General features: G+C 72.1%; 31 protein-coding genes. 6 read left to right on the plus strand and 25 right to left on the minus strand.

Annotation, left to right across the window (positions count from 1 at the left end; translation table 11 throughout):
- Positions 1–33: 33 nt before the first annotated feature.
- Together ACYVGN_RS05960 and ACYVGN_RS05965 are read left to right on the plus strand one after the other, a co-directional pair.
- Positions 34–333, plus strand: coding sequence for a DUF1905 domain-containing protein (locus tag ACYVGN_RS05960; RefSeq protein ID WP_460789449.1), 300 nt, complete (start codon positions 34–36; stop codon positions 331–333).
- 45 nt (positions 334–378) lie between these two features.
- Positions 379–867, plus strand: coding sequence for a MarR family winged helix-turn-helix transcriptional regulator (locus ACYVGN_RS05965; RefSeq protein WP_134745240.1), 489 nt, complete (start codon positions 379–381; stop codon positions 865–867).
- A 1-nt stretch (position 868) separates the two neighbouring features.
- Here the strand turns inward: ACYVGN_RS05965 and ACYVGN_RS05970 are convergent, their stop codons facing one another.
- From ACYVGN_RS05970 to ACYVGN_RS06010, 9 genes are all read right to left on the minus strand, one after another.
- Positions 869–1,375, minus strand: coding sequence for an NADPH-dependent FMN reductase (locus tag ACYVGN_RS05970; protein WP_460789450.1), 507 nt, complete (start codon positions 1,373–1,375; stop codon positions 869–871).
- Positions 1,376–1,420: 45 nt separating this feature from the next.
- Positions 1,421–1,909 carry a hypothetical protein gene (locus tag ACYVGN_RS05975; protein ID WP_460789452.1) on the minus strand — a complete coding sequence of 163 codons (489 nt, stop codon included), beginning with the start codon at positions 1,907–1,909 and terminating at the stop codon, positions 1,421–1,423.
- Positions 1,910–1,920: 11 nt separating this feature from the next.
- The gene (locus ACYVGN_RS05980; RefSeq protein WP_460789453.1) at positions 1,921–2,562 is read right to left on the minus strand and encodes a TetR/AcrR family transcriptional regulator; all 642 of its coding nucleotides are present in this window, start codon (positions 2,560–2,562) and stop codon (positions 1,921–1,923) included.
- A complete protein-coding gene (locus ACYVGN_RS05985; protein ID WP_460789455.1) occupies positions 2,559–3,590 on the minus strand; it encodes a phosphotriesterase family protein in 1,032 nt (343 codons plus the stop codon). The genes ACYVGN_RS05980 and ACYVGN_RS05985 overlap by 4 nt, the downstream gene beginning before the upstream one ends.
- A gap of 4 nt (positions 3,591–3,594) precedes the next feature.
- Complete coding sequence (locus tag ACYVGN_RS05990; RefSeq protein ID WP_460789457.1) at positions 3,595–4,635, minus strand: DctP family TRAP transporter solute-binding subunit; 1,041 nt, start codon at positions 4,633–4,635, stop codon at positions 3,595–3,597.
- The gene (locus tag ACYVGN_RS05995; protein ID WP_460789458.1) at positions 4,632–5,600 is read right to left on the minus strand and encodes a shikimate dehydrogenase; all 969 of its coding nucleotides are present in this window, start codon (positions 5,598–5,600) and stop codon (positions 4,632–4,634) included. Before ACYVGN_RS05995 ends, ACYVGN_RS05990 begins: the two co-directional genes overlap by 4 nt.
- Positions 5,600–6,874 (minus strand): TRAP transporter large permease, encoded by a 1,275-nt coding sequence (locus ACYVGN_RS06000; RefSeq protein ID WP_460789460.1) that lies wholly within the window; start codon positions 6,872–6,874, stop codon positions 5,600–5,602. Before ACYVGN_RS06000 ends, ACYVGN_RS05995 begins: the two co-directional genes overlap by 1 nt.
- Entirely contained in the window at positions 6,871–7,422 is a 552-nt protein-coding gene (locus ACYVGN_RS06005; protein ID WP_460789462.1) for a TRAP transporter small permease, read from the minus strand. Before ACYVGN_RS06005 ends, ACYVGN_RS06000 begins: the two co-directional genes overlap by 4 nt.
- A 108-nt stretch (positions 7,423–7,530) precedes the next feature.
- Positions 7,531–9,315, minus strand: a complete 1,785-nt coding sequence (locus tag ACYVGN_RS06010; protein ID WP_460789464.1) for a bifunctional sugar phosphate isomerase/epimerase/4-hydroxyphenylpyruvate dioxygenase family protein — start codon at positions 9,313–9,315, stop codon at positions 7,531–7,533.
- An 8-nt stretch (positions 9,316–9,323) separates the two neighbouring features.
- Here ACYVGN_RS06010 and ACYVGN_RS06015 point away from each other — a divergent pair, with 8 nt between their 5' ends.
- Both ACYVGN_RS06015 and ACYVGN_RS06020 read left to right on the plus strand, forming a co-directional pair.
- A complete protein-coding gene (locus tag ACYVGN_RS06015; RefSeq protein ID WP_460789466.1) occupies positions 9,324–9,632 on the plus strand; it encodes a hypothetical protein in 309 nt (102 codons plus the stop codon).
- A gap of 88 nt (positions 9,633–9,720) precedes the next feature.
- Positions 9,721–10,062, plus strand: a complete 342-nt coding sequence (locus ACYVGN_RS06020) for a hypothetical protein (RefSeq protein WP_134745243.1) — start codon at positions 9,721–9,723, stop codon at positions 10,060–10,062.
- 6 nt (positions 10,063–10,068) lie between these two features.
- Here the strand turns inward: ACYVGN_RS06020 and ACYVGN_RS06025 are convergent, their stop codons facing one another.
- From ACYVGN_RS06025 to ACYVGN_RS06040, 4 genes are all read right to left on the minus strand, one after another.
- The gene (locus ACYVGN_RS06025; protein WP_460789468.1) at positions 10,069–10,953 is read right to left on the minus strand and encodes an EamA family transporter; all 885 of its coding nucleotides are present in this window, start codon (positions 10,951–10,953) and stop codon (positions 10,069–10,071) included.
- Complete coding sequence (locus ACYVGN_RS06030; protein ID WP_460789470.1) at positions 10,950–12,221, minus strand: serine hydrolase domain-containing protein; 1,272 nt, start codon at positions 12,219–12,221, stop codon at positions 10,950–10,952. The genes ACYVGN_RS06025 and ACYVGN_RS06030 overlap by 4 nt, the downstream gene beginning before the upstream one ends.
- Before the next feature lie 90 nt (positions 12,222–12,311).
- On the minus strand, positions 12,312–13,697 hold the full coding sequence (locus ACYVGN_RS06035; RefSeq protein WP_460789472.1) for an ATP-dependent DNA helicase: 1,386 nt from the start codon (positions 13,695–13,697) through the stop codon (positions 12,312–12,314).
- Between the two features lie 108 nt (positions 13,698–13,805).
- Positions 13,806–13,928: a hypothetical protein gene (locus tag ACYVGN_RS06040; RefSeq protein ID WP_268993081.1), complete on the minus strand. Its 123-nt coding sequence runs from the start codon at positions 13,926–13,928 to the stop codon at positions 13,806–13,808.
- A 144-nt stretch (positions 13,929–14,072) separates the two neighbouring features.
- On the opposite strand from ACYVGN_RS06040, the gene ACYVGN_RS06045 reads away from it, so the two are divergent.
- Positions 14,073–15,194, plus strand: coding sequence for a hypothetical protein (locus tag ACYVGN_RS06045; RefSeq protein ID WP_460789474.1), 1,122 nt, complete (start codon positions 14,073–14,075; stop codon positions 15,192–15,194).
- 1 nt (position 15,195) lies between these two features.
- On the opposite strand, the gene ACYVGN_RS06050 is transcribed toward ACYVGN_RS06045, so the two are convergent.
- Positions 15,196–17,166: a cytochrome c oxidase assembly protein gene (locus ACYVGN_RS06050; RefSeq protein ID WP_460789476.1), complete on the minus strand. Its 1,971-nt coding sequence runs from the start codon at positions 17,164–17,166 to the stop codon at positions 15,196–15,198.
- Positions 17,167–17,275: 109 nt separating this feature from the next.
- Here ACYVGN_RS06050 and ACYVGN_RS06055 point away from each other — a divergent pair, with 109 nt between their 5' ends.
- The gene (locus ACYVGN_RS06055) at positions 17,276–17,527 is read left to right on the plus strand and encodes a DUF6458 family protein (RefSeq protein ID WP_055988226.1); all 252 of its coding nucleotides are present in this window, start codon (positions 17,276–17,278) and stop codon (positions 17,525–17,527) included.
- 91 nt (positions 17,528–17,618) lie between these two features.
- Here ACYVGN_RS06055 and ACYVGN_RS06060 read toward each other — a convergent pair whose 3' ends face one another.
- The 11 genes from ACYVGN_RS06060 to ACYVGN_RS06110 form a co-directional block, all read right to left on the minus strand.
- A complete protein-coding gene (locus tag ACYVGN_RS06060; RefSeq protein WP_055987964.1) occupies positions 17,619–17,906 on the minus strand; it encodes an HU family DNA-binding protein in 288 nt (95 codons plus the stop codon).
- A 326-nt stretch (positions 17,907–18,232) separates the two neighbouring features.
- A complete protein-coding gene (locus ACYVGN_RS06065) occupies positions 18,233–19,357 on the minus strand; it encodes an alpha/beta hydrolase (protein ID WP_460789478.1) in 1,125 nt (374 codons plus the stop codon).
- Positions 19,358–19,445: 88 nt separating this feature from the next.
- Positions 19,446–19,751, minus strand: a complete 306-nt coding sequence (gene rpsN, locus ACYVGN_RS06070) for a 30S ribosomal protein S14 (RefSeq protein ID WP_055987918.1) — start codon at positions 19,749–19,751, stop codon at positions 19,446–19,448.
- A 2-nt stretch (positions 19,752–19,753) separates the two neighbouring features.
- Positions 19,754–19,924, minus strand: coding sequence for a 50S ribosomal protein L33 (gene rpmG / locus ACYVGN_RS06075; RefSeq protein WP_055987916.1), 171 nt, complete (start codon positions 19,922–19,924; stop codon positions 19,754–19,756).
- Positions 19,924–20,160 (minus strand): 50S ribosomal protein L28, encoded by a 237-nt coding sequence (gene rpmB, locus ACYVGN_RS06080; protein ID WP_055987914.1) that lies wholly within the window; start codon positions 20,158–20,160, stop codon positions 19,924–19,926. The genes rpmG and rpmB overlap by 1 nt, the downstream gene beginning before the upstream one ends.
- Before the next feature lie 169 nt (positions 20,161–20,329).
- The gene (locus ACYVGN_RS06085; RefSeq protein WP_055988218.1) at positions 20,330–21,001 is read right to left on the minus strand and encodes a DNA-3-methyladenine glycosylase; all 672 of its coding nucleotides are present in this window, start codon (positions 20,999–21,001) and stop codon (positions 20,330–20,332) included.
- Positions 20,998–22,425 carry a hypothetical protein gene (locus ACYVGN_RS06090; protein WP_460789481.1) on the minus strand — a complete coding sequence of 476 codons (1,428 nt, stop codon included), beginning with the start codon at positions 22,423–22,425 and terminating at the stop codon, positions 20,998–21,000. Before ACYVGN_RS06090 ends, ACYVGN_RS06085 begins: the two co-directional genes overlap by 4 nt.
- Entirely contained in the window at positions 22,415–23,248 is an 834-nt protein-coding gene (locus ACYVGN_RS06095) for a TIGR03943 family putative permease subunit (RefSeq protein ID WP_460789483.1), read from the minus strand. Before ACYVGN_RS06095 ends, ACYVGN_RS06090 begins: the two co-directional genes overlap by 11 nt.
- Positions 23,241–24,269: a permease gene (locus tag ACYVGN_RS06100; RefSeq protein ID WP_460789485.1), complete on the minus strand. Its 1,029-nt coding sequence runs from the start codon at positions 24,267–24,269 to the stop codon at positions 23,241–23,243. The genes ACYVGN_RS06095 and ACYVGN_RS06100 overlap by 8 nt, the downstream gene beginning before the upstream one ends.
- A complete protein-coding gene (locus ACYVGN_RS06105; protein ID WP_055987910.1) occupies positions 24,266–24,664 on the minus strand; it encodes a Fur family transcriptional regulator in 399 nt (132 codons plus the stop codon). The genes ACYVGN_RS06100 and ACYVGN_RS06105 overlap by 4 nt, the downstream gene beginning before the upstream one ends.
- A gap of 9 nt (positions 24,665–24,673) precedes the next feature.
- Positions 24,674–25,564, minus strand: a complete 891-nt coding sequence (locus ACYVGN_RS06110; RefSeq protein WP_055988213.1) for a metal ABC transporter permease — start codon at positions 25,562–25,564, stop codon at positions 24,674–24,676.
- Between the last annotated feature and the right edge of the window lie 8 nt (positions 25,565–25,572).

Raw genomic sequence — 25,572 nt, forward strand, 5'->3', positions numbered from 1 at the left:
GCAAGGTCGGCACCGCGCGGTAGGGTCGGCGCCGTGATCTTCGAGTTCGAGTCGGTCGTGTTCCGGTGGCAGGCGCGAGACGACTCGCCCTGGTACTTCACCGCGGTTCCGCCCGAGCTGAGCGAGGACATCCGCGAGATCCCCCGGCCGCGCCGCGGCTTCGGGTCCGTGCGCGTGCGGGTGCGGGTCGGCGAGACGGAGTGGGCGACGTCGATCTTCCCCGACTCGAAGAGCGGCTCATATGTGCTTCCGCTCAAGAAGGCCGTGCGCGAGGCGGAGGGCCTCCACGACGGCGGGAGCGTGACCGTGCGGCTGCACGTGCTCGACGCGTGAGCGCGCGCGGCCCCGCCCCGATGGCGCGCCCGCTACCGTGGATCCATGCCCGCCGATGCCCGCGATGACGAGGTCGATCTGCTCATCGACGCGTGGTCGCGGCGCCTGCCGGATCTCGACCTGACGCCGCTCGACGTGATGTCACGGCTGCGCCGCGCCGCAAACCGGCTGGCGAAGCTGCGCGCCGAGGTGTTCCGCGGCGCGGGGCTCGCCGCATGGGAGTTCGACGTCCTCGCGGCGCTGCGGCGCGAGGAGCCGCCGCACGAGCTCACGCCCATGCAGCTGGTCGGAGCGACGATGATCGGCAGCGCCGCCATGACTCACCGGATCGACAAGCTCGTCGAGCGCGGGCTGGTCGAGCGCCGCCCGAACCCGCGCGACGGTCGCGGCGTGCTCGTGAGGCTGTGCCCGGAGGGATCCGCGCGCGCGGACGCCGCGATGACCGCACTGGCCCTCCGCGAGGCCGAGGAGCTTCGGGGTCTCAGCCGCGAGGACCAGGCGACGCTCGCGCGTCTGCTGCGCGTGCTCGCCTGACTCAGCCCGCCAGCACGGGCTCCAGGCGGTGCCACTCGGCGTCGAGCCACTCCGCGACGATCCGCGCGCGGTCGTCCGTCTCCGCGGCGGGGAACGCGATGCCGCGCGTGGGCACGCTGGCGCCGAGCTCCACCAGGAGGGGCCGCAGCGTGTGCTCCACCGCCAGCGTGTGCGCGGGCGAGCCGATGGTGAGGATCGGCACCGCGGCCACGCGCGACAGGCCGTTCGTGCCGTACCGGTCGAGGAACGCCTTGAGCAGTCCCGTGTACGCGCCCTTGTAGGTGGGGCTCGCCACGACGACCAGGTCCGCGGTCGCGACGTCGTCGCGGAGCGCATCGACCTCGGGCTCGGGGAAGCGGAAGATGCGGTCGGCCAGGTCCGCGAGGTCGATGGTCGGGCGCACGGTCGCGCCGGAGCGCTCGGCGACCTGTGCTGCCACCTCCTCGGCGACGAGGCGCGTGCGCGACGACGGCTGCGGGTTGCCCACCAGGACGGCGATCTCGGTCATGCCCCGATCCCACCGCGTCGCGCCGCCGCGGGCAAGGGCGCCGACTCAGTCGGTAACCGGGGCGGTCGCCGCGCGTCGGCCCCGCGCGTCCGCCACGCTCAGGATCACGACGAGCGCGACCGCGAGAGCGCTCACGCCCGCCAGGACGAACGGCACGGGCTGATGGCTGCCGCCCCCGATCAGGAACGCGTCGCCGACCGCCATGCCCATCGGGAAGCTCGCCGAGAAGTACGCGATGGGTCCGAGCGCGATGATCCCCAGGATCCAGACGGTGGCCGTGAGCGGCCGCACGCGTCCCGCGCTCGCGAGCGCGGCGAGTGCGACCGCCGCGACGGCCCCCGACGCGAGGCACAGGACCGCTGCGGCCACGCCCGCGCCGTGGCTCTCGCCACCCGCCGCGATCCCCGCGACGATCTCGTCGTGGCTCAGCCCCGGCATCGCGGCCATCGGCTCCCACACCGTGATCGACAGGATGCCGACCGCCGCGTACGCCACGGCGGCGAGCGCGGCGAGGAGCACCACGGGCTTGGTCATGGCGCCGGTCGTCACCCCCCGTGCGGCCGCAGCCACGACACGACGATGTCGCCGATCATGGCGCGCAGATGCTCGCTGAGCGGCGGGGCGTGGAGGTCGCGGTCGAACAGGAACCCGAACGTGTACTGGTTCGCCACCTGGAAGACGCAGTACGAGCTGATCAGCATGTGCACGTCGAATGCGTCGACGTCGTCGCGGAACTCACCCGTCGCGCGACCGCGCTGCAGGATCTCGTCCAGGAGCCCGACCGCCGGCTGCCCGAGCTCGCGGATCGCATCGATCTGTCGGATGAACGCACCCCGATGGATGTTCTCGATCATCACGAGGCGGATGAAGTCGCTGTGGCGCACGTGGTGGTCGTACGTCAGCTCGGCGAGACGACGGAGGGCCTCGGTCGGTGCGAGGTCCCCGACGTGGATGACCCGCTCGGCCTCCCGGATGCCCCGGTACGCGTTCTCGAGCACCGCCAGGTAAAGCTGCTCCTTGCCGCCGAAGTAGTAGTAGATCATCCGCTTCGTGGTGCGCGTGCGATCGGCGATCTCGTCCACTCTCGCGCCCGAGTACCCCTGCTCGGCGAACACCTCGGTCGCGACGTCCAGGAGCTCGGCGCGCGTCCGCTCGGCGTCGCGCTGTCGCACTACGGCGTCTGTCACTTCCCCATCCCCCACTCGGTTGCGTCGATCCTCTCACCCGCGAGGACGCGACGCGGGTTGTGCACGAGCAGCGTCTCGATCGTGGCCTCGGTCACCCCCTCGGCGCGCAGGCGCGGCAGCACGCGGGTGTGCAGGTTCTCCATGTGCCAGTGGGGCGTGGCGCGCGACCTCCACGACGGCGGGGTGATCCGGCTGAACACCGCGGCGTCGTGCGACAGCACGACCCGCTCGGCGTAGCCGCGTCGGAGCAGCTCGAGGAGCGTCCGGATGCGCTGCTCATCGGGCGCAATATGCTCCATGCCGAACCGGTCGAAGCCGACGAACGAGCCCGCGTCCACCAGCTCCATCATGTAGTCGAGGTCATCCGAGTCGCCGGCATGGCCGATGACGACCCGCTCCAGCGGGACCCCGAGTCGCCGCAGCAGCGCCTGCTGGGCCAGACCGCCGCGTGAGGGCGAATGCGAGTGGGTCGTGATCGGCACGTCCGTGGCGAGATGCGCGCGCGCCGCCGCCGCGAACACCCGCTCGTCATCGGGCGTGATGCCCGGCTCGTCGGAGAAGACCTTGATCATGCCCGCGCGCACGTCAGTGCCCGCGATCCCCTCGCGGATATCGCGGAGGAAGAGCTCGTCGAGCGGATCCGGCACGTCGACGAGGCCGCCCGGGCGGTGGGTGCGGAAGAAGTGCGGCAGGCCGTCGGCCGTGTAGTAGCCGGTCGCGGCGACGATGCGCACCGGGCTCGCGCGCGCCACGCGCCGCACGCGCGAGATGTCGCGGCCGAGTCCGGGCACCGTGAGGTCGACGATGGTGCGCACGCCCAGCGCGTGCAGCCGCTCCAGCTGGGCCACCGCCTTCGCCACGGACGCCTCCTCGTCCCACTCGGGATGCGGGAGGTTCACCTCGAGCTCGGGATGCCCGACGAAGAGGTGCTCGTGGATGAGGGTGGGGCCCAGCTGCGCCGGCGGCACCGGCCCGGTGACGGTCGGGACCGCCGTCACCGGGTCCGGGCGCACCATCGTCGAGGTCACCGGATCAGGGGGCGGTCGCGCGGATCGCCTCGAAGACCGCGAGGGAGTCGCCCGTGTAGGCGCCCGCGAGGTGATCGAGCGCCTTCTCACGGAAGGCGTCCACGTCGACGTCCTCGACGATCTCCCACTCGCCGGCCGACTTCCACTCCTCGAGCGTCGCCGCCTCGTCCTCGGCGACGCAGTCCGTCACCTGGCCGACCGCGCTCTCGACCGCCGCGGTGAGCGCATCCTGCTGCTCGGCGGACAGCTCGTTCCACACCGGCCCGGCGATGATGAGGTTGGTGTTGAGCTGGTGGGCGCTCAGGCTCAGGTAGTCCTGCACCTCGGCGAGGTTCTGCGCCTTGATGTTGGTGATCGGGTTCTCCTGGCCGTCCACCGTGCCCTGCTGCAGCGCGAGGTAGAGCTCCTCGTAGGCGACCTCGGTCGCCGAGGCGCCCAGGGCCTCCGCGTTCATCAGGAACTGCGGCGATCCGGGGAAGCGGATGCGCAGCCCCTCCAGGTCAGCGGGCTCCGTGATCGGGACGTTCGCGGTGAAGTGGCGCGCTCCGGCCGACCACGCGCCCAGGGTCTGCACGCCCGCGGCCGCGGCGAAGCCGTCGATCACGGTCTGCGACTCCTCGCTCGCCATGAACGCGGCGAGGTGCTCGGGGCCCTCGAACACGTACGCGGCATCGAGGACGCTGATCGGCTCGTACACCGCACCGAGCGCCGACGCGCCCTGGATGTCGAGGTCGATGTCGCCGGAGGCGACCGAGGCGATGCGGTCTGCGTCGCCGCCGAGCTGGCTCGCCGGGAAGATCTCGACCGACAGGCCGACGTCGGCGGCTGCCACCTCGTCGGCGATGACCTGGGCGCCGCACCGGTGCTGCGGCTGGTCCTCGTTGTAGCTGTGCGCGAGCGTCAGCTCGATCTCCTCGCCGCCCCCTCCGGCGGGCGTCTCACCGCCGCCCTCTCCCGCGCTTCCGCCGGCGCATCCGGCCAGCATCATCGCCGGGGCGGCGGCCAGGAGCACCCAGCCTGCGCTCCGGACTCGTTTTGCGTTCATCGGTTCGTTCCTCTCATCTGCGGCATTGATGTGGCGTCATCACCACGCGGCCCCTCTGGTGCAGGGGGTGTGGCCGCGGCCTCCGCCGCGACCAGGTCTGTGAGGTCAGCGAGCATCGCCCGCCGGTCCGCCGGCTCGCCCGTGAAGATCTCGAACGCGTCGGCGGCCTGGCCCATCGCCATGCCGAGCCCCGACATCACGCGGCATCCGCGCGCGCGGGCGGCGAGCAGCAGCTCGGTCTCGGCCGGCCGGTAGACGATGTCAGCCACCCACGTGCGCGCGTCGAGCAGCGCGGGATCGAAGGCCGTGCCGGGATGCGCGGCCATCCCGAACGGGGTGGCGTTCACGACGCCCGCGGCCTCGCGCAGCAGGCCTGGCAGCTCGGCGGGCGTCGCGGACGTGACCTCGCTCCAGGCGTCGGACGCGACCACGTCGGCGAGCGCGGCCGCGCGGTCGCCGTCGACGTCGACGACCACCAGCTCGGCGATGCGGCGCGCAGCGAGCGCGGTGGCGACCGCGGCACCGGCTCCCCCCGCGCCGACCAGGATGACCCGCCCCTGCGGCTCGGTGCCGAACGCCTCGTCGAACGCCGCTCCGAACCCGGTCACGTCGGTGTTGTGGCCGGTCATCCGGCCGTCGCGGAACACGACCGTGTTGACGGCGCCGACCATGTCGGCGCTCGGGGCGAGTTCGTCCAGCAGCGGGACGATCGTCTGCTTCACGGGGTGGGTGATGTTCAGGCCGTCGAAGCCGAGCCGCCGCGCCGCCCACAGCAGGTCCGCAAGGTGGTCCTCGGTGGCCTCATCGGGCGTGATGTCGATCGTCCGGTACACGTAGTGCATCCCGTGACGCGCGCCCTCGAGCTGATGCATGGCGGGCGACAGCGAGGGCCCGACTCCCTGGCCGACGAGGCCGATCAGGATCGCGCGCGGCATGTCCGGAGCGCTCGCGGCCGCGTCATCCATCACAGCCCCAGAACCTTCGGCAGGGTGAGCACCGCGTCGGGGAAGAACGCGACGAACAGGACGATCACGATCGACGGGATCATGAACGGCAGGCACCCGCGGAACACCTCGCCGATTCGCGTCTTCGACACCGCGGAGGTGACGAACAGGACCGTGCCGACCGGGGGCGTGAGCAGGCCGATCATGAGCGAGACGATCAGCAGCACGCCGAGCGAGATCGGGTCGACGCCGTACCGCAGCGCGATCGGCATGAGGATCGGCACCACGAGCACCAGGATGGCGGTCGCGTCGATCACGGTGCCGAGGATCAGCGAGAGCAAGACGACCATCAGCAGGAACACGGTCGGGTCGTCGCTGATCGAGAACATCGCCTCGGTGAGCATCTGCGGGAGGCGCTCACGGGCGAGGATGTAGCCGAGGAGCGACGCGCTCGCGACGATCAGCATGATGCCCGCCGTGGTGAGCACCGTCTCCTTGATCGCGGCGACGAGCCCGGTCATCGAGAGGGTGCGCTGCCCGAGGCCCAGCAGCAGCATGTATGCGGCGCCGACCGCGGCGGCCTCGGTCGGCGTGAAGACGCCACCCAGGATCCCGCCCAGGATGATCACGGGGGCGAGCAGCGGCAGGGCGACGCCCCGCAGGGAGGCGACGAACTCCGCGCGGTCGAACCGCCCGCGCAGGATGTTCGGCTGGCGGCGGACCAGGACGAACACGACCACGCATAGGCCCAGCGTCATGGCCAGCGCGGGCACGACGGAGGCCGCGAAGAGCGCACCGGTCGAGACGGCCGCGAGACCCGAGAAGATCACGGCGGGGATGCTCGGCGGCATCACGGGGGCGATCAGCGACGACGACGCGACGACTCCGGTGGCGAACCGGCGGCTGTAGCCGTTGCGCAGCATCGCGGGGATCTCGACCTTGCCGAGCGCGGCCGCATCGGCGACGGCCGATCCGCTCATCCACGAGAAGCCGAGGCTGACGCCCACGCTGACGTAGCCGAGGTTGCCCCGCACCGATGCGAAGGCGGCCATCGCGAACCGGAAGAGACGGTCCGCGATCCCGGCGTGGTTCGCCAGGCTGCCGAGCAGGATGAACAGGGGGACGGCCAGCAGAGGGAAGCTGTCGGCGGCGTTGGCGACCTCGCGCAGCGCGCTGCCGGACGAGTGGCCGTTGATCGCCATGTAGGCGAGCGAGGGGCCGAGGAACGCGAACGCCACCGGCACCCGCAGGACGAGGAGCACCGCGATCGCGATGCCGAGGAGCGCGAGCATCATGCCGCCACCTCCGGCAGCTCGTCGGCGTCGTAGTCCGGCAGCATCGGCCCGTTCTTCGCGACGAGGAACGCCGTGACGAGGGCCCGGATCGTCGTGCTCAGCACGCCGATCAGCACGGGGATGTAGACGATCGACATCGGCACGCGCAGCACGGGCGACTTGATGATGCCCTGCGAATCGATCAGGGCGAACGCCTCCACAGCGAGGCCGGCGCCGGTCGCGGCGACGACCAGGAGCGCGAACACCTGGACCCAGCGGACGACGTCGCGGTTCGGCGCCGAGTCGATGAGCTCCAGCGCGATGTGCCCGTTGGTGGTGACCAGCACGCCGGCGGCGGCGAACGTCACCCAGATCAGCGAGAAGCGCGCGAGCTCCCCCGTCCAGGCGATGCCATCGCCGGGCAGGTACCGCTGCAGCGCCTGCAGGAACACCATCGTGAGGATGGCGATCAGCGCGACCGCGCCGATTCCGATCTCGATCCGGGTGATGATCCGCGCGAAGCGCTGCCATCCGGCAGGCGCGCTCCGCGGTCGGTGCGTCTCGCTCACAGGACTCCTTCGTCGTGGCGTGCGAGGCGGTCTGGGGTCCCGCCTCGCCGGTAACGTACTAGGTATTACATTAGTTCCGCAAGACCGCCTGGCGCGGACTCGCGGAAGTCACCGGTCCACGCCCGCGTGACGCTGGGCGGCGAGCCGGACGGGTGCACTCGCGGCTCCGTACCCCTCGTATCCGGCGCGCCGCTCGACGACCTCGAGGAAGACGCCGCCGAACGAGCGCGTGTAGAAGTGGATGAACTCACCCTCCCCCGATCGGTCGTAGAGCAGGTCGAGCGACCGCAGCGTCGCCAGGAAGGCGTCGTCGAGGTCGAAGCGCGCGGCGAGATCGTCGTAGTAGTTCGCGGGGATCGACAGCAGGGTCAGCCCGCGCTCACGGGCGGCCCGCGCGACCTCGACCACGTCGTCGACCCGGATGGCCACGTGACGCGTGGGCAGCGGGGCGGTGGGCGGCGCGAGGTTGATGGGGAGCCGGACGACGCCGTCCGGGGTCCGCATCACCTGGCTCCGGACGAGCCCGAAGGGCCCCGGGACCTCGGCCGACGACTCGGTCTCGAGCGACACCACGCTCGACATGAACAGCACGGCCTCGTCGAAGTCCTGCCACGCGTACGCCACGTTGATGTGGTCGATGGACGCCTCGAGCTCGCCGCCGGACTCCCCGCCGCGGAACTCGCCGACCCACGAGCGCTCCGCCGGCTCGTCGTTCCAGAAGACCTGCGTCCCGTCCGGCGCCGCGACGGCGCGCAGCTCGCGCTCCCCCGCGTAGGTGCGGCGGAACACCTTCGGGGCCCCGAGCGCATCGGCTCGCCGCAAGGCAGCCGGCGCGTCGTCGACCTCGAGCCCGAACGCCGCCAGCCACGGCGACGCCTCGCGGACCTGCTCATTGAGGACGATGCGGGCCTCCCCCGCCGACCACAGGCGCACCGGCTTGCTGCGATGCCGCCCCCGGAACGCGAAGCCCAACTGGTCGAGCAGCTCGTCGAGCTCCTGCAGGTCCGCGCCGGCGATCTCCACGAAGTCGATGCCCTGAGCCGGATGCGCCGGACCGACGGAACCGTCGGTGGAGCCGTTGCGCGCTGCCGTGCGGTCGGCGAGCCAGCGAAGCGATCGCCGCGCGTGCTCAGCCGTGCGTCGGACGTCCGTCTGCCGGAACGTGTCGTTGAACACCTCGAGCGACACCGGGCCGGCGTAGCCCGCGCGCATCACGTGGGTGAGGAAGGCGGGCAGGTCGAACGAGCCCTCGCCGGGGAACAGCCGGTGGTGACGGCTCCACGACAGCACGTCCATGTCGAGCGCGGGGGCATCGGCGAGCTGCAGGAAGAAGATCTTCTCGCCCGGGATGTCCTCGATGCCGGCCGGATCGTGCCCGCGCGAGAGGATGTGGAAGCTGTCGAGGCACGTGCCGAGGTTGGGGCGATCGGCGAGCTCCACGATCCGCCAGGCGTGCCGGTAGTCGTCGACGAACCGGCCCCACGCGAGGGCCTCGTACGCGATCCGGATGCCGTGCGGCGCCGCCGCGTCGGCCAGCGCCGCGAGCTGGCGCGCCGCAACCGCGTCGTCGTCGATGGTCGCCGTGGCGACATTGCTGCAGACGAGGATCAGGTCGGCCCCGAGGCGCGCCATGACCTCGAACTTGGCCTCGGCACGGCGGAGGTTGTCGCGGAAGGTCTCGTCGTCGACGCCCTCGAAGTCGCGGAAGGGCTGGAACAGATCGATCGAGAGCCCCAGGCGGCGGCACAGTGCGCGGACCTCCTCCGGCGACTCGTACGCGGCCACCAGATCGGCGTCCATGATCTCGACGCCGTCGAATCCCGCGGCGGCGCATGCATGGAGTTTGTCGACGAGGCCGCCCGAGAGGCAGACGGAGGCGATGGAGGTGCGCATGGCAGCCAATGTACCGGAAGGTACATTGTGCGCGACAGGCCCGCGCCGACGCCGACACCCTGCGGCGGACGTCGGCCGGCGGCGCCTACGCCCGGGTCGCGGACCGCGTGGCCACGACGCTCGAGGAGACCTCCGGGCCGGGCGCGCGGACCTCGGATCCCGCCGTCATCGCACGGACGATCGTGCGCGCCGCGACGGCGCGCCGCCCCCGGACCCGTTACCTGGTCGGCTTCGGCGCGGCCCCGGCCGTGCTGCTGCGCCGGGTGCTCCCGGATCGGGCGTTCGACGCCGTCATCCGGCGCGTCTTCCGCGTCTGAGCGCGCGGCGTCCGCGCCGCCGTGTCAAGCCCATCCCCCGCGTCCTCGCGCCCGCCTACCGTGGGAAGCCCGGATGAAGGAGGCGACCGTGAACAGCGTGGGACCCTCGAGACACGGCGATCCGAACCTCGTGCGCAATCAGCCGGCGCTGCACACGCCGAAGCGGTGGATCTGGCTGGTGCCGGGGCTGCTGCTCGCCGTCGCGGCGATCTTCGCGTTCGCCGTGTCCATGCCGATCAACATCGCGCTCGCGTGGATCGGGATCGCGTTCGTGACTGCCGCCGCGGTCGCCCTGGTCGTCACCGCGCTCAGCGTCAGGGACGACCGGCAGCGCAACCTCGTCATGGCCGGGCTGATGGCGATCATGGCGGCCATGTCGCTGGTGCTGCTGGTCGCGATCCTGTGGGCGAACGCGCTTCCGCGCGCGTGACCCCGATCAGGCCGTCGGCTCGGCGACGGGCTCGTGGCCGGGGCGGTGACGCGAGGTCCACACCGCGCCCGCGCTCGCGATCATGACCAGCGCGACGCCGGCGACCTCCAGCCAGGTCAGATGCTGGCCGAGCAGGAGGAACCCGGCGAGCGCGGCCGTGGCCGGCGCCAGGCTCATCAGGATGCCGAACGCGGCCTCCGTGAGGCGCCGCAGCGCGATCAGCTCGAAGGCATACGGGATGGTCGACGACAGCACGGCCACGGCCAGGCCCATCGCGAGGAGCTCGGGGCGCAGCAGCACCGGCCCCGCAGTGAGGATGCCGGACGGCAGCGAGATCAGTGCCCCGATCGACATCGCGAGCGCGAGCCCTTCCAGCCTCGGGAAGTCCCGGCCCACGCGCGCCTGCCCGCGGATGTAGAAGGCCCAGCTGGCGGCCGCGCCCAGCGCGCACCCGACGCCCACGGGATCGAGCCGGCCCCATCCCCCGCCGCCCAGCGCGAGCACGCCGAGGAGCGCGATCGCGGCCCACAGCCAGCGGGATCGCGTGCGCCCGACCAGGATCGACAGCGCGAGCGGTCCGAGCACCTCGATCGTGACCGTGACCCCCAGCGCGAGCCGCTCCAGCGCCACGTAGAAGAACCCGTTCATGACGGCGAGCGCGATGCCGAGCCGGGCGACCGACCACCACGCCTCGCGCGTGCGGCCGCGCAGCGCGGGCCGCGCGATGGCCATCAGGATGACCGCGGAGAAGACGAGCCGCAGCATCACCATGCCGAGCGGGCCGGTGTGCGGGAACAGCAGGACGGCGATCGCGGCGCCGACCTCCTGGCACGCGAGGCCCAGCGCGACCAGGCCGACGGCAGGGCCCGAGCCCGGGCCGCGGCCGCTCACTCGATCGGGCACACGGCGCGGTCGGCGATGCGCTGGTGGTAGTCCTCGGCGGTCCAGGGCAGCCCGAACTCGGGCGCCGTCTCGCCCTCGCGCGCGGGCACCTTCGACACGATGGCGGCGAGCTCCTTGGCGAGGTAGCCCACGAGCGACTCGGGGGCGGCGGAGTTGTTCAGCACGACGGCGACCGTCAGGCCGTTGTCGGTGTCGGCGTAGGCGCTGGTCATGTAGCCGGGCACGGCGCCCTGCTGCCCGATCATCGACCCGGCGATGAACGTGCCGCCGGCGTACTGGTACCAGGAGTCGGACTTCGTGCTGACGGGCTTCGCGTCGGCCCAGCGGGGCGCGAGGGAGTCGCCGTCCTTCGCACGCGCGGCCAGTGAGGCCGTGTACGCGCCCAGCTCGTCGATCGTCGACACGGCGCCCGAGTCGGTGTAGCCGAAGCTCGCGGACATCTCGGTGTACTCGCGGGGCGCCACGCAGCCGGCGTCCCGGTCCTCTCGATCGGAGAAGTAGCCGGGCAGCGCCGGCTCGCCGGGCGCCTCGGCGCGCGGCCCGGGCAGTCGCGTGCTCTCGAGGCCGAGCGGCCCCGTGACGTACTCGCGCACGAGCGCGGCCGGCGTCTCGCTCGCGGCGTTCTGCAGCGCCACGCCGAGCAGCAGGTAGCCCGTGTCGGAGTCGGTGAACGCCACGCCCGCCTCCGTGCGGTCCTTGCCGAGGCCCGCGGCCGCGACCTCGCGGGCGTTCCATTCCCGCTCCGGCGTGCGCAGGTAGTTGTCGAGCAGCGTGTCGCCCGAGCGGGCCAGGCCCGAGGTGTTGTCGCACAGCTGCTTGAGGGTGACGTCGTCGAGGTCCGGCGTGCTGGGGACGTACTCGGACACGGGGTCGTCGAGCTCGACCAGCCCGTCCTCGACCATCCCGTAGAGGACGTCGCAGGTCATCGGACGCGTCATGGACGCGATCCGGAACGCCATGTCGGTGGTCACGTCGGATCCGCCCTCGTGGGCGGTCGAGCCCAGGCCCGTGACCCACGCGCCCGCCCACGGCACCCACACGCCGACGATGGCGCCCGAGGATCCGGTCGCCGCCATGGCGTGCTCGACCGCGCCCTGCAGCTGCTCGACGGTGTCGCCCGGGAGCTCGCCGGTCACCAGGTCGGGCGTGGTCGCGTCGCGCGGATCGCCGCCCGTGCAGCCGCTGATCGCCACGGCGATCGCCGCCGCCCCCGCGAGCGCCGCCATCGCGCGACGCCACCGACTCGTGATCCGCATGAAACCCCCGTTATCCGGACTTCTCCCGAGTCTAGGCGGTGACCGCCGCGAACCCGCGCGGCGGGATGTCCTCCCTCCGGGGGACGCGGGTCAGGTCCTCGCGGCGGCGCCGGCCTGCTCGCGCGCGGCCGCCTGGCGCTGCTCCCACACGTCCTTCATGAAGCGGCGCACGTCCTGGTCGACCCGGATGTCGCTGGGCCGCAGCGGCCGGGACAGGTACAGCCCGTCGAGCGACGTGAGGCGGCTGAGCGCGACGTACGTCTGGCCGGGCGCGAAGGCGCCGGCGCCGAGATCCACGATCGCGCGGTCGTAGGTCTTTCCCTGCGACTTGTGGATGGTGACGGCCCACGCCAGGCGCAGGGGGAACTGCGTGAACTCGGCCACGACCTCGCGGCTGAGCTTGCGCCCGATCGGGTCGTACGCGTAGCGGTACTTCTCCCACACCGCCGGCTCGACGTCGAACTCCTCGTCGTCGACCTCGACGCGCACGGTCTCGCCCACGATCCGGGTGACGGTGCCGATCGTGCCGTTCACCCAGCGCGGCGGCTCGCCCGGCGAGCCGGTGTCGTTGCGCAGGAACATCACCTGCGCGCCGACCTTGAGCTTGAGCTCCTCGTCGGCCGGGTACACGTCGCCGCGGCCGAAGTCGCCGTTCACCTCGGCCTTGGCCGTCTGCTCCCGCCCCGGCAGCTGCGCGAGGTGCTTGGCGTTGATCGCGTTGACGCGGTCGTTGCGCGTCGCGAGCGTGATGATCGGATGCTCCGGATCGTCCGGGGGCGTGCGCGCGCCGGTCGCGTTCAGGACGTCCGCGATCTCCTTCGTGACGCGCCCGTACCGGACCGCGTTGAGCATCGCCTTGAATCCGTCGTCGGCCTGACGGTGGATCTGCGTCAGCTCGCGGATGTGCAGGTGCGCACCGTGCCGTCCGAGCTCGATCAGGCCGTCGCCCTCGGGCTCCCGGCCCGCCCACACGTGCGCGTCGAAGAACCAGAACGAACGGTAGTGGTCCGCGATGTAGCGGGCCTCGTCGCCGCGCGGCGGCACGGGCGCCAGCTGGTACGGGTCGCCGAACATCACGACCTGCACGCCGCCGAACGGCTCGCCGCGACGGCCGCGCGCCTGGCGGAGCGACCGGTCGATCGCGTCCATGAGGTCGGCGTTCACCATCGAGATCTCGTCGATCACGAGCGTGTCGATCGCGTTGAGGAGCTTGCGGGTGTTGTCGTTCTGCTCGATGTCGCTGTCGGCGATCAGGCCGATCGGCAGTTTGAACAGCGAGTGGATCGTCTGGCCCTCGACGTTCAGGGCCGCGACCCCCGTCGGCGCGCACACCGCGATCTGCTTGCGGGTGTTCCACGCGAGGTGGTTCAGCAGGGTCGACTTGCCCGTGCCGGCCCGTCCCGTGACGAACACGTGCTCGCGCGTGTCCGCGATGAGGCGGAAGAGCTCCTCCTGCTCGGAGGACAGTGCGGGCATGGGATCCATCCTCCCATCCCGGCATTCGAGGACGCCGCATCACCCTCCGAGACGGGCGCCGGCCCCGGTCGCGCACGACCGGCGCCGGGTGATCCGATCCGCCCTGGATCAGCTGCCGTAGAGGGCGACCACGCCGGCGCGGTCCTCGCTCGTCATCGACAGGTCGTCGGACGTGCCGTTGCACTGCGGGTAGTGCATGATCGACTCCCACAGCGCGGCCCCGCTGGCCATCGCGCTGACGACATCGGCGTGACGGGCGCCGAACTTCGTGCTGACGCAGTCTCGCTCCCGCCCTCGACGTACGCCGAGGGGCGGACCGCGGCCGCGCCGACGGCGCTCAGGGTGAGCCGGGCCGCCCTTTCGTAGACTGGCGCAATGGATCAGGCCACGGCGAGCGCGGCGCCCGCGGCGATCCCGCAGGACGGGGCCGGATCCGCGGCGCCCCCGCGGCGCACACCGCGCCAGCAGCTCACGCGCGACCTGATCCTGCTCGGCGTGATCTTCGCGCTGCTGGCCGCGGCGATCTGGGCGGGGTTCTCGGCCCTGTACCGCCAGTACTGGGGACCGAGCGCGTTCGTGGAGCGCTACCTCGAGCTGATCGCGGAGGGACGCGCCGCCGACGCCCTCACGGTGCCGGGCGTCGCGATCGACAGCGCCGACCTCGAGGCGGCCGGCCTTCCGGTCTCGGCGAGCGAGGCGCTCCTGCGCAGCGCCGCGCTGACGTTCGACCTGCGCGACGTCGAGATCACGCAGGAGCGCCCGGTGGCGGGCGGCTACGAGGTGACGGCCGCCTACGCGATCGACGGCACCCGCGGGCAGACCGTCTTCACCGTGGGCCGGTCGGGCACCGAGGGGATCGTCCCGCGCTGGAGCTTCGAGACGAGCCCGCTCGGAATGCTGGAGGTCGGCGTGCGCGGCTCGATGCAGTTCGAGGTGAACGACTTCGAGATGGACAAGCGGCAGGTCTCGCCGGACGGCGTGGACGCCGATCCGCTCGCCCCGGTCTCGCTGCTGGTGTTCTCCCCCGGTCTCTACACGGTGGAGGTCGACACCCCGACGGCCGAGGCCGAGCCCGTGCACGTGCTCGCGGACGCCGCGCTGCGCAAGGTGCCGCTCGACATCCAGGCCCAGCCCACCGAGGCGTTCGCGGACGTCGTGCAGCAGCAGGTGGGCTCGTTCCTCGCGGAGTGCGCCACGCAGAAGGTGCTGCAGCCCACCGGATGCCCGTTCGGCATCCAGATCGACGACCGGGTGTTCCCCGAGACGCTCGCGTGGTCGATCCTCGCGACGCCCGGCGTCGAGATCGTGCCCGACGGCGCCCACTGGGCCATCTCGCCCGCGACCGGCACCGCGCACATCGAGGTCGACGTGCAGGCGATCTCGACCGGCGCCGTCTACCACCTGAGCGAGGACGTGCCCTTCGTCATCGACGGCACGGTCGAGATCCTGCCCGACGGCACCGCCTCGATCCTCGTCGGCAGCCCCGCCCTGAGGTAGGTCAGCGCCCGGCGGCGGCGTCCCGCTCCGCGATGCGGGCCAGGCGCGCGTTGTAGGCGTCGAGCTCCGCGTCGTCCGTGCGATCGGCGTGACGGTCGGCCCGGCGCTGCTGGCGCTCGTCGCTGCGGCTCCACTGGATCGCCACGATGATCGCCGTGATGAGGGTCGGGATCTCGCCGATCGACCAGGCGACCCCGCCGCCGATGTACTGGTCCTCGAGCGGCGTCGGGCCCCACGTGCGGCCCATCGCCCCGAACCACTCCGGCACCATCAGGCCGGTCTGCATCATCATCGCGACGCCGAAGAACGCGTGCATGGCCATCACCACGATCAGCGTCACCAGGCGGCCCGCATACGGCATCCGGTACGGCAGCGGATCGATCCCGGTCAGCGTCATCACGAACAGGAACCCGGAGATCAGGAAGTGGGCGACCATCCACTCGTGGCCGAGGTGGTCGTAGAGCGTCCAGCGGAACAGGTCGGTGTAGTAGAAGATCCACAGCGACCCGATGAAGATGCCCGCCGCGACGAGCGGATGCGTCACGACCCGGGCGAACGGGCTGTGCACGGCCCACATGATCCACTCGCGGCCGCCGCGCGTGCCGTCGTCGCGCTTCTCGACCGCGCGCAGGGCCAGCGTGATCGGCGCGCCCGGGACCAGCATGAGCGGGATCGCCATGGTCAGCAGCATGTGCCCCAGCATGTGCATGCTGAACAGGTAGTCCTGGTACGCGTTGACCGGGCCCGATGTGACCCAGAACAGCATCAGCATGCCCAGCACCCACAGCACCGTGCGGTACACGGGCCAGCGGTCGCCGCGGCGACGCAGCCGGATCACTCCGGCGACGTAGAAGAAGATCCCGAAACCGGCCGCGAACGCCCACAGCAGGTCGACGTCCCACGCGGTGAACCAGCGCTCGACCGTGAGCGCCGGCGGCAGCGGCTCGTCGGTGAGGATCTCGGCGGGCGTCGAGCTGTACGGCGTCTCGGTGAGGGGCGGCGAGGTGCGCGCCAGCGCGGCGGCCGCGCCCGACGCGACGCCCATGAACGCGAGCTCGACCGCGATGAGGGTCCAGAACACGCGCGCGGGCTCGCCGCCGGTCCGGCCGATCAGGCGGCCGCGGTACCAGGAGGCGAGCACGCCCATGAAGACCAGCGCGGCCACCTTGAGGCACACGATCGCCCCGTAGGGGGTCGCGAGCTGATCCCACGCGCCGATCGACGAGAGCGTGCGCGCGAAGCCCGACAGTGCGACGACCACGAAGGCGACCAGGGCGAGGGTCGAGTATCGCGCCAGGACCGCGCCGATGCGGCCGGCGGGCAGAACCGGGCGCAGGGCGGCCAGCGTCACGAGACCGCCGAGCCACACCCCGGCGGCGATCACGTGCAGGCTGAGCGCCATCACGGTCGCATCGTGGCTGGCGAGGTCGCCCGAATGCCCCTGCGTCGCCATCGGGACGAGCGACGCGATCGCGAGGAGGGTGGTGAGCAGGGCCGCGGTCCACGACCGGATGGCGAAGGCCAGGACGGTGACGACGGCCGCCGCGATCGTCGTGATCAGCCAGGTGCGACCGAGCTCGACCTCGGTGAGGAACGCGCCCAGCTGCGAGCCGAACTCGGGTCCGGCCGACAGCTTCGGATTGAAGGACTCGAGGAACGTGAGGAACCCGACGGTGCCCGAGGCGACCGTGAACACGGCCGCGCCGATCGAGGCGACGTCCAGCGCGCCGTCGAACTCCCGCTCCCCCGCACGCAGGGCGTACAGCGCGAGCACGAGAGCACCGACCATGACGGCGGCCGACAGGTTCACGAGCAGCTTCGCGAGCGGCAGCCCCCAGCGCACGAACGGACCGGGATCTCCCGTGGCGAGCGGCTCGGCGGCACCGCCGTACGCGAGCGCCGCGAGGGCCGTGAGCACGGCCGCGACGAGCAGGATGACGGGCCCTGCGGCCCGCAGCGCGCGCGGATTCACCCGTCCAGCCTAGGTCGTCCGAGCGTGGCGTCGGCTGGGAGCGATCCGGCTCCGACAGCGCTTGTCAACCCCATTCACCGGGAATAGCGGCGCCCGTAACGTGACGGGCATGAGTATCGGAACCGGAGTAGTGCTGTTCGTCATCGGCGCCATCCTCGCGTTCGGCCTGGAGCTCGACATCCCGGCCGTCAACGACGACTTCATCGGCTACCTGCTGATGGGGGCAGGGGTGGTCGTCTTCATCGTCGGCATCGTGCTGCTGACCCGCCGCCGCTCCGCCGTGGAGCGCACCCGCACCGTGGGTGACGCAGGGACCTCGCAGCAGGTGACCGAGCGACGCACCGACGTCGACCCGCTGTGATCCGTTCGCGCCCGGCCGCGCGCCGGGCGCCCAGAGACACGAGAAGGGGATGCCTCCGTAGCGGGAGGCATCCCCTTCTCGATGCGGCTGCTTACTTGCCGGCGGCCTTCAGCTTCGAACCGGCGGTCACCTTGACGCGCTTGCCGGCCGGGATCTTGATCTCCTCGCCGGTCTGCGGGTTGCGGCCCGTGCGCGCGGCGGTCTCGACCTGCTCGAAGGCGATCCAGCCGGGGATCGAGACCTTCGCGCCCTTGGCGACGGCCTCGGAAACCGTGGTGAACAGGGCGTCGAGAACGCCCGAGACGGCGGCCTGGCTCTGACCGGTGGCGCTGGCGATGCTCGCGACGAGCTCGGTCTTGGTGATGGACTTGTCGGCCATGTCATCCTCCAGCGGCGCCACCAGGACGCCGCATTGTGATCAATGGACCGGCGACGGATGCCGCCGGGCGGTCGTTCGACCGCGGCTCGACAGTACCAACGCGGCCCGGAATTCCGCGGATTCCCGCGGTTCTTCGGGCGATTCGGACGGCGTGTCGCCCCCGAATGTGACGGATGTGACAGAAGTGAACGATCTCGGCCGCGATCCGCGTGATTCCGCGGCTCGCGGCCGGTCGCAGCCGCGAGACCTCACATCCGCGTCGAGACCGGCGTCGCCGACGGCGGTCTGGGCGGCGATCTGCGGTCTCGCGCAGACTCAGGCGCCCGTCAGTCGTGCAGCGTGCGCAGCGCCGACACCACGTCCGCGTGCCAGCGGCGCGCGGCCGACAGCACGCCCGTGAAGATCGCGGTGTCGTGGGTCACGCCGAGGTACTGCACGGCGCTCGCGTCCACCCCGGCCACGCGCAGCGCGGCCGCGTAGGCCTCGCCGTCGCCGCGCAGCGGGTCGTACTGCGCCGTGAGGATCACCGCGGGCGGCAGGTCCGCGTGCGACTCCGCGCGCAGCGGGGACGCGTAGGGCTCGTACGCGTCGCTCTGGTGGCGCAGGTAGGTGCGCGCCACCGACCGCAGCTCGCGACGCATCACGAAGCTCGGGATGCCGATGCCCCGCGTCGCCCGCAGGTCGATGTGCCGCCCGGTCAGGTCGACGACCGGCACCTCGAGCAGCTGCAGCCGCACGGGGAGGCGCCCCCGATCGCGGTTGGCGAGCGCGACGGCCGCGGCGATGTTCCCGCCCGCCGACGTGCCGGCCAGGCCGATCCGCTCGGCGTCGATGCCGAGGTCCGCGGCGTGCTCGAACACCCACTCCAGCGCGGCGTGCCCCTGCAGCACCGGCACGGGGTACTTGTACTCGGGCGCGAGCGCATACCCGACCGCGATCATCGCGACGCCGGCGTCGGCCGCGCGATGCCGGTTGGCCGCATCCGTCGTCGGGTAGTCGATGCCGCCGATCCGGAACGCGCCGCCGAAGAAGGTGACGCACGCGGGCACGGGCCCGTCGGGACGTCCGCCCTCGGTCGGGTAGTAGATGCGCAGGCGCACGTCCGGGGCGCCCGGGACCGGCACGATCCGATCGATCGTGTGCACGCGCGGCGGCGGCGTTCCGACCTTGCGCAGCTCCGCCCGGTCCCACGAGAGCGCGATGCGGCGATGCTCGGCCCGGCGCGTGCTGGGGTGCGGGCGGGAGGCGCGCACGTCCTCGCGCACCTCCACGCGGGCGGCGGCCCGCGCGCGCCCCTTCTCCGCCGGCGGCGCCGTGCGCACGGCCTGCTCCTCCGCCGGGCGCATGAACCAGGGCCAGCCGAGCCGCTTCTTCACGCCGTCCCAGGCCTGCGCGATCATGTACTTGCGCTGCCGCTGAAGACGGTCGGCGAAGAACGGATCGAGCGGCATGATCCGATCCTATGAACGACGAAGGGCGAGGATCCTGAGATCCTCGCCCCTCGTGCTTCACATCCCGTTCACCGGGACGCGGCGGGTCTTACCAGCTCGACTTGGTCACGCCGGGCAGCTCGCCACGGTGCGCCATGTCGCGGAAGCGGACACGCGAGATGCCGAACTTCGTCAGGACACCGCGCGGGCGGCCGTCGATGACGTCGCGCGAGCGGACGCGCACCGGCGACGCGTTGCGCGGGAGCTTCTGCAGACCGAGACGAGCGGCCTCGCGCTCCTCGTCGGTCGCGTTCGGGTCGATGAGCTGCTTCTTGAGGGTCGCACGCTTCTCGGCGTAGCGGGCGACGATCTCCTTGCGCTGCTCGTTGCGAGCGATCTTGCTCTTCTTGGCCATGATTAACGCTCCTCGCGGAAGTCGACGTGCTTGCGGACCACCGGGTCGTACTTCTTGAGCACGAGGCGGTCGGGGGTGTTGCGGCGGTTCTTCTTGGTCACGTAGGTGTACCCCGTGCCCGCCGTCGAACGCAGCTTGATGATCGGACGGATGTCCTGAGCCTTCTTGGCCATTAGAGCTTCACACCCTTCGCGATCAGGTCCTTGACGACCGACTCGATGCCGCGGGCGTCGATGACCTTGATGCCCTTAGCCGACACGTTCAGCGTGATCTTGCGACCGAGCGACGGAACGAAGTAGGTCTTCTTCTGCACGTTCGGGTCGAAGCGGCGCTTCGTCCGGCGGTGCGAGTGCGAGATGTTGTGACCGAAGCCGGGAACGGCACCGGTCACCTGGCACACAGCAGCCATAGTGGTTTCTCCTTCAATACCGTGGCGTCAGACGACGCCACCCAAGGTCTCTTGTCTGCACATGACCGACCCGACCCTTGCGGGCTGTGTTCGGGAGGGGATGCACGAACTGCGCACAGGAGTGCACGCAGACAATCGACAACTCTACCACACCGGGCGTGTCGCGATCTCAGGCGGCGCCGCGGCCCGGGCGGAACGGGGAGACCGTGGGGTCGCCCGGGATCCAGAAGCGCCAGGGGTACGCGGCCGTTCCGGCGATGCCCGCGACGCCGACGCGCGGGCCGGTCGCGACACCCGCGAGCGGCTCCTCGAGCAGGTGGAGGCGCGCGACGGCCCCCGCCCGCGGCTCGCCCGTGATGGCGTCGATGCCGTCGTGCGCGGGGTGGCGCAGGCCGATCGCGTCCCCGAGCCGCCCCGGCCCCCGGGCCAGGTCGCGGTCGGTGCGGGCGACGCCCCTGGCCTCGCGACGGGCGCGGGCTACCTCCGTGCCGCGCACGATCTCGCCCGCGCGCAGCAGGACGCCGTCGCCCTGGCCGACCGGGCCGCACACCACGTTGACGCACGAGTGGATCCCGTGGCTGAGGTACACGTACAGGTGCCCTGCCTCGCCCCACATCGTGGCGTTGCGCGCGGTCGGGCCCATGCGCGCGTGCGATCCGGGGTCGTGCACCTCGCCCGAGCCGAGCCCGTGGTACGCCTCGACCTCCGTGATCCGGACGGCCACGACCCCGTCGGGGAGGGTCGTCTCGAGGATGCCGCCGAGCAGCCGGGGCGCCACCTCGGACGGAAGCCCGGCGAGGTCGTCGCGGGCGGCGGGCCTGTGCCCCGCGGATCCGCTCACCACGGACCCACCGTGCACCAGCTGATGTCGAACCCGCGCAGCACCGAGACCGGCTCGCCCGTGTCGAGCGCCACGATGTGGGTCTCGAGATCGCGCGGCACGGGGTGGGTGCCGACGTCGTACGGGTTGGACAGGATGTCGGGCGCCACGAGCGCGGCCACGTAGCGGCCGCTGGGCGACACGCACGACTGGAGCAGCGCGTCCTGCGACCCCACCTCGAACAGCTGGCGGGTCGCGCCGTCGTCGGCCACGTGGACGATCAGCTGGGAACCGGGCCGCGTCGGGTCGACCATCTGCTGGTACTGGCGCACCGTGCCGCCGCGGGCCTCGCCGCCCTCCGGGACCGGCACGACCGCGCCCAGCAGGCCCAGGTCGCCCTCGGGCTCGACGAGCGGCGCCTCCTCGCCCGTGGTCAGGTCGAGCGCGACGATTCCCTCCTGCACCCGCTCGACGATCGCGGTGTAGGTGCCGCGCTGGATCGCGTCGATCGTCACGGCGCCGCCGAGCCGGGTGGGCTCCGCGTCGCTCTCGGGATCCGTGAGCACGAGCTCGCCGTCGAAGCCGATCATCAGCAGCGCCGAGGAGTCGGGCACGAACCGCCAGCGGTCGACGCTGACGGGCTCGCCGCCGACCTCGATGGGCCGCGGCTCGGCCTGCGGATCGCCGAGCTCGGCCGTGAACAGCACGCTCGCGTGCCCCTGGCCGCCCGGATCCGAGTAGGTGTAGCCGACGAGGTCGCCGCGCTGCGACACCTGCAGCCCCTGCACGATGCCCTCGCCGGGCAGCGCGAGCTCCGTGACATCCCCGCCGTCGCGATCCATCACGTGCAGGGAGGAGACCTCGTCCTCGACCGTCGCGACCACGAGCCGTGTGGATGTCGCACGGAAGTCCTCGATCACGGGCGCGGAGTACACCGCCACGGCCTGCTCGCCGTCGATGCCCGAGCGGAACACGGTGTCGTCGCCCTCGGGGTCGCGCTGCAGCAGGAACACCTCGGCCGGCGGTGTGCGGAAGCTCGTCCGGAGCGTGGCGGCCGGGCCGCCGCCCTGGGACCGCGCGCCCTCGACCGTGACGGTGTACTCGGTGTCGTCGTCGAGCGGCACGCCGAAGCGCACGCCCACGCTGCGCCCGACGGCGTCGACCGTGAACGGCGCGGCGGGCGTGACGCTCACCTGGGACGGATCGATCTCCTCGAGGGACTGGTTCACGGTGAGGATCACGCGGGAGCCCGCCACCTCGATCGCCGAGGCGGGGTCGGCCTGCACCTCGCTGATGCGCGGGCCCTGCGCCAGGCTCACGGCCGCGCCCGCGCCGCTCAGCAGCCCGAGCGCGGCGAGCACGCCGAGCATGGTCAGCGCGAAGCGGCGCGCGCCGGCCCGGCGGCGGTCGCGGCGCTCGTGGGCACGGGACGCCTCAGTACTCATACGGGTCCGCGGGCTCCGGGATGGGCGAGATGTCGCGCGGCTCGATCACGAGCGCACCGGATGCGTCGGTCGTCACGATGCCGTCGACCTGAATCCAGCCGCCCACCTCGACCGCGTCCTCCCAGTCGGGCGAGACCACGGGCACCGAGGCGGGCTGCGCGTCGATCACGCAGTGGGTGATGACGAGGCGCCCCAGCCGCAGCTGCTCGGCGTTCCCCTCGTCGGGCGTGACGAAGCCGGTGAGCGTGACGTGCGTGCCCTCGTAGGAGTCGGGGCTGGTCGCGCTGGAGAACACGGACGCCCAGTCGCCCACGCCGAACTCGCTCGTGTCGGCCGCCGCGAGCAGCACCTGGTCGGCGCCGGCGAACAGCGGCGCGGTCCCGGTGTCGCGCGCCATCGCCAGATCCACGGACAGCGATGCGGGCGGCAGGACGAGCGCCGCGACCGCGACGGCCGAGGCGAGCACGCCGCCGGTCGCCGTGGCGGCGCGGGACAAGGAGAAGGCCGCGGGACGAGGAGAATGCGGCGCGGATCGTCCTGGTGCCGCGGATTCCTCCTCGGCTCGCGCACGGTGCCCGTGATCCGCCCCGTGCCCGTGGTCGTGCCCGTGCTCGTCCTCCGCGCCCAGCGGGAGGAGGAACGAGGCGACCGCGCCGGCCAGCGCGAGCACGGCCATCCCGACCGCGAACCACGTCTGGTCGGGGTTGATGTACAGCGCGAGGCGGTCGGTGACGGCGAGCCCGAGCGTGACCACCGCGAGCACGGCGGCGAGGCCCACGCCGAGCCAGCGGGTGCCGACGGACCCCCAGCGACGATCAGACAACGAGGTTCACCCCGATCCCGATCGCGAAGGCCGCGAGCAGGACGACCGCGACGATGCCGGCCAGCGTGCGGGTCGTGAAGGTGGTGCGCATCAGCGCGAGCATCTTCACGTCCACGAGCGGGCCCACCAGGAGGAAGACGATCAGCGACCCGGGCGAAAAGGTCGAGGCGAACGACAGTGCGAAGAACGCGTCGACGTTCGAGCAGATCGCCACGGTCATGGCCAGCGCGGTCATCGCGACGATCGACAGCACGGGGTTCGAGCCGATCGCGAGAAGCGCGTCGCGCGGGATGACCACCTGCACGGCGCCGGCGATGGCCGATCCGATGATCAGCGCGGGCATCACGGCCCGCAGCTCGACGATGAACTGGGCGATGCTGCGGCGGCCGCGTCCGCCGGTCTCGTGCGCGACGACCTCGCACGTGTCGAGGAACCGACCGGTCAGGAGGCTCATCGGGTCGGGGTGACGGCTGTAGATCCAGCCGATCAGGTTCGCGATCAGCCAGCCGCCGACGATCCGGGCGATCAGGATGCCGCCGTCCCAGCCGAACGCGGCGTGCGTCGTGATGATCACGATCGGGTTGACGATCGGCGCGGCCACCAGGAACGTCAGGGTCTCGGCCGGCGTGATCCCGCGCATCAGCAGGCCGCGCGCGAACGGCACGTTGCCGCACTCGCACACCGGGATGAGCATGCCGAGCAGCGACAGCACCGCGCGCCGCGCCCATGCCCGCCGCGGCATGAACCGCTCGATCGCACTGGCGGGCACCCACACCTGGACCGCGATCGAGAGGATCACGCCGAGCATCACGAACGGCAGCGACTCGATCAGCACGCTGAGCGCGAGCGTCAGCCCGTCCTGCACGCGGGTCGGCAGCGCCTGCGGGAACAGGGCGGGCGCGAACACGTCGAGCAGCACGAGCACGCCGATCGTGGCCACGCCGATGCCGGCCCCGACCGCGATGCGGGTGGCCGGGGAGGCGGTCGGCGCCGGGGCGCCGCGATCGCGGGTGAGCGTCATGCCTTCCCGGCGGCGCACGACTCGCACAGGCCGAAGATGTCGACCACGTGCTCCGCGTCGCGGAAGCCGTGGCGCGCGGCGGTGTCGTGGGCCCACTTCTCGACGGCGGTGGCCTCGATCTCGACGGCCAGCCCGCACGAGCGGCAGATCAGATGGTGGTGATGCCCGCTCATGGTGCAGGCGCGGTAGAGCGCCTCGCCCTCGGGGCTCTGCAGCGAGTCGGCCTCGCCCGCGGCCGCGAGCCCGGCCAGGGCGCGATACACGGTGGCCAGGCCGATGCCGGTGTTCTCGTCGCGCAGCGCGGCGTGCAGGGTCTGCGCGCTCACGAAGCCGCGCGCGTCGGCGAGCGCGTCCCGCACCCGCTCGCGCTGCCACGTGTTCCGCTGCACCGCCATGGTCCGAGTCTACGGCGCGGGGCTTGCCGGAACCTGGGCGGCCGGCGCCGCCTCGGCGGCCACGCGCAGCGCGCGCTCCCGGCGCCAGGCGACCACGCGGCACACCACGTAGATGAGGAACGAGATGGTCGTGATGTACGGACTGACCGGCAGCGTTCCGGCGATCGCGAGCAGGATGCCTCCGACGGCCGACGCGAACCCGAACAGCGCCGCGAGCAGCGGCACGGCGACCGGGCCATGGCTGACCCGCATGGCGGCGGCGGCGGGCGTGACGAGCAGCGCCATCACCAGCAGGGCGCCGATGATGTGCACGGCGACGGCCACGATCAGGCCGAGCAGCAGCATGAACACCAGGCTGACGAACCGCGTCGGGACGCCGCGCGCGGCGGCCGCCTGACCGTCGAGCGAGTCGAAGCGCAGCGGGTTCCAGACCAGGATCAGCCCGACGAGCACCACGAGCGAGATGCCGATCAGCCAGCCGAGGTCCGGGCTCGAGACCGACACGATCTGGCCGGTCAGCAGGCTGAACCGGTTCGCGCTGCGGCCCTCGTACAGCGACAGGAACAGGATGCCCAGGCCGAGCCCGAAGGGCATGAGCACGCCGACGATCGAATTGCGGTCGCGCGCCCGGGCGCCCAGGACGCCGATGAGTGCGGCCGCGGCGACCGCGCCCGCGAGGGATCCCACGACCACGCTGCCGCCGAACAGCAGGGCCGCGGCCGCGCCGGCGAACGACAGCTCGCTCACGCCGTGGACCGCGAACGCCATGTCGCGCTGCATGATGAACACTCCGATCAGGCCGCCCACGATGCCGAGCACGGCGCCCGCGATCACGGAGTTGGCGACCAGCTGCAGCAGCGCGCCGTAGTCGTCGAACGAGAAGACGTCGCCCCAGTCCAGCGCCGGGA

This window comes from Microbacterium lacusdiani, assembly GCF_054779895.1.

What these genes read in the sequence shown, in the direction of transcription:
- ACYVGN_RS05965 (WP_134745240.1), top strand. Translation starts at nt 379, where the DNA reads ATGCCCGCCGATGCCCGCGATGACGAGGTCGATCTGCTCATCGACGCG.
- ACYVGN_RS05970 (WP_460789450.1), bottom strand. Translation starts at nt 1,375, where the DNA reads ATGACCGAGATCGCCGTCCTGGTGGGCAACCCGCAGCCGTCGTCGCGC.
- ACYVGN_RS05975 (WP_460789452.1), bottom strand. Translation starts at nt 1,909, where the DNA reads ATGACCAAGCCCGTGGTGCTCCTCGCCGCGCTCGCCGCCGTGGCGTAC.
- ACYVGN_RS05990 (WP_460789457.1), bottom strand. Translation starts at nt 4,635, where the DNA reads ATGAACGCAAAACGAGTCCGGAGCGCAGGCTGGGTGCTCCTGGCCGCC.
- ACYVGN_RS05995 (WP_460789458.1), bottom strand. Translation starts at nt 5,600, where the DNA reads ATGGATGACGCGGCCGCGAGCGCTCCGGACATGCCGCGCGCGATCCTG.
- ACYVGN_RS06000 (WP_460789460.1), bottom strand. Translation starts at nt 6,874, where the DNA reads ATGATGCTCGCGCTCCTCGGCATCGCGATCGCGGTGCTCCTCGTCCTG.
- ACYVGN_RS06010 (WP_460789464.1), bottom strand. Translation starts at nt 9,315, where the DNA reads ATGCGCACCTCCATCGCCTCCGTCTGCCTCTCGGGCGGCCTCGTCGAC.
- ACYVGN_RS06015 (WP_460789466.1), top strand. Translation starts at nt 9,324, where the DNA reads ATGTACCGGAAGGTACATTGTGCGCGACAGGCCCGCGCCGACGCCGAC.
- ACYVGN_RS06030 (WP_460789470.1), bottom strand. Translation starts at nt 12,221, where the DNA reads ATGCGGATCACGAGTCGGTGGCGTCGCGCGATGGCGGCGCTCGCGGGG.
- ACYVGN_RS06035 (WP_460789472.1), bottom strand. Translation starts at nt 13,697, where the DNA reads ATGCCCGCACTGTCCTCCGAGCAGGAGGAGCTCTTCCGCCTCATCGCG.
- ACYVGN_RS06040 (WP_268993081.1), bottom strand. Translation starts at nt 13,928, where the DNA reads ATGGCCAGCGGGGCCGCGCTGTGGGAGTCGATCATGCACTACCCGCAG.
- ACYVGN_RS06045 (WP_460789474.1), top strand. Translation starts at nt 14,073, where the DNA reads ATGGATCAGGCCACGGCGAGCGCGGCGCCCGCGGCGATCCCGCAGGAC.
- ACYVGN_RS06055 (WP_055988226.1), top strand. Translation starts at nt 17,276, where the DNA reads ATGAGTATCGGAACCGGAGTAGTGCTGTTCGTCATCGGCGCCATCCTC.
- ACYVGN_RS06060 (WP_055987964.1), bottom strand. Translation starts at nt 17,906, where the DNA reads ATGGCCGACAAGTCCATCACCAAGACCGAGCTCGTCGCGAGCATCGCC.
- ACYVGN_RS06065 (WP_460789478.1), bottom strand. Translation starts at nt 19,357, where the DNA reads ATGCCGCTCGATCCGTTCTTCGCCGACCGTCTTCAGCGGCAGCGCAAG.
- rpsN (WP_055987918.1), bottom strand. Translation starts at nt 19,751, where the DNA reads ATGGCCAAGAAGAGCAAGATCGCTCGCAACGAGCAGCGCAAGGAGATC.
- rpmG (WP_055987916.1), bottom strand. Translation starts at nt 19,924, where the DNA reads ATGGCCAAGAAGGCTCAGGACATCCGTCCGATCATCAAGCTGCGTTCG.
- rpmB (WP_055987914.1), bottom strand. Translation starts at nt 20,160, where the DNA reads ATGGCTGCTGTGTGCCAGGTGACCGGTGCCGTTCCCGGCTTCGGTCAC.
- ACYVGN_RS06090 (WP_460789481.1), bottom strand. Translation starts at nt 22,425, where the DNA reads ATGAGTACTGAGGCGTCCCGTGCCCACGAGCGCCGCGACCGCCGCCGG.
- ACYVGN_RS06100 (WP_460789485.1), bottom strand. Translation starts at nt 24,269, where the DNA reads ATGACGCTCACCCGCGATCGCGGCGCCCCGGCGCCGACCGCCTCCCCG.
- ACYVGN_RS06105 (WP_055987910.1), bottom strand. Translation starts at nt 24,664, where the DNA reads ATGGCGGTGCAGCGGAACACGTGGCAGCGCGAGCGGGTGCGGGACGCG.